The sequence below is a fragment of the Flammeovirga sp. SJP92 genome, from assembly GCF_001583495.1.
Classification (GTDB): domain Bacteria; phylum Bacteroidota; class Bacteroidia; order Cytophagales; family Flammeovirgaceae; genus Flammeovirga.
Genome location: NZ_LQAQ01000085.1, coordinates 1 through 853, shown reverse-complemented (window position 1 = coordinate 853; position 853 = coordinate 1). Strand labels below are relative to the sequence as shown.

Sequence of the window (853 nt, the reverse complement as noted above, 5' to 3'; positions counted from 1 at the left end):
CAGGAAATTAGCTGAACGGTAATCAACCGCCGTATACGAGGTCCGTACGTACGGTGGTGTGAGAGGGTCTCCGCTAGGCTAATCGCCTAGCGGCGCTCTACTCGATTGGCTATAGTTTATATTTTACAATCAGTTACCACAAAAAACAATTTTACGTTAACATGTTAGTTTTTCATCCTTTTCATGTGGAATTGCCTCTTTATAATATAAATCCCAATCAACTACACGATTTATTAATCGATCATACAAATCATCTTCAAGATAAATTCCAGGAAGATGTTCTTCTAAAAATTCATCACTCATAGAATTTTCGATTTCAAATACATCTGGGTATTCTAATTTCTCTAAATCATCTTCAATTTCTTGTAATGTTTGTCTATCAAACACTTTATCATCATTTAAGGTTACCTTAAGAAAATTAAGTATTCTTATATGACAGTTTGTAGAAAAATTAATGTTGCCATTTCTCTGAGCTTCATTCCGTAACCTTTCAACAGCTCGAATTAATTCACCTTGCATAGTTTCAGATTGACCACTTTTAGGTACATAAGTTTGCCAAATTCTTTTTGATTCTTTATCATATTCTTCTTGAGACATTTTATCTGATTGATGACAACTTACAAAAAAAATAGATAATAATAGAAAAAATAATCTTTGTTTCATTTGTTTTTAGTTTAATGTAGATGAAGCCAATTATAGCGTAGAGTAGAGCCTGATAGCTCTCTCAGTTTAAATAATTATAAATGTAATCATTTTGAGAAAACTATCAGAACCCCCTTCATCAAACCGTACGTGAAGTTTTCCCTCATACGGCTTACCGATAGAATTCTTCATTGAGCTTTCGCAAGTGTTT

Annotated in this window: 1 protein-coding gene; it reads right to left on the bottom strand. The window is 32.7% G+C overall.

The annotated features are described in order from the left end of the window. Nucleotides 1-156: 156 nt before the first annotated feature. Nucleotides 157-663, bottom strand: a complete 507-nt coding sequence (locus tag AVL50_RS18305) for a hypothetical protein (RefSeq protein ID WP_216639065.1) — start codon at nucleotides 661-663, stop codon at nucleotides 157-159. Nucleotides 664-853 lie beyond the last annotated feature (190 nt).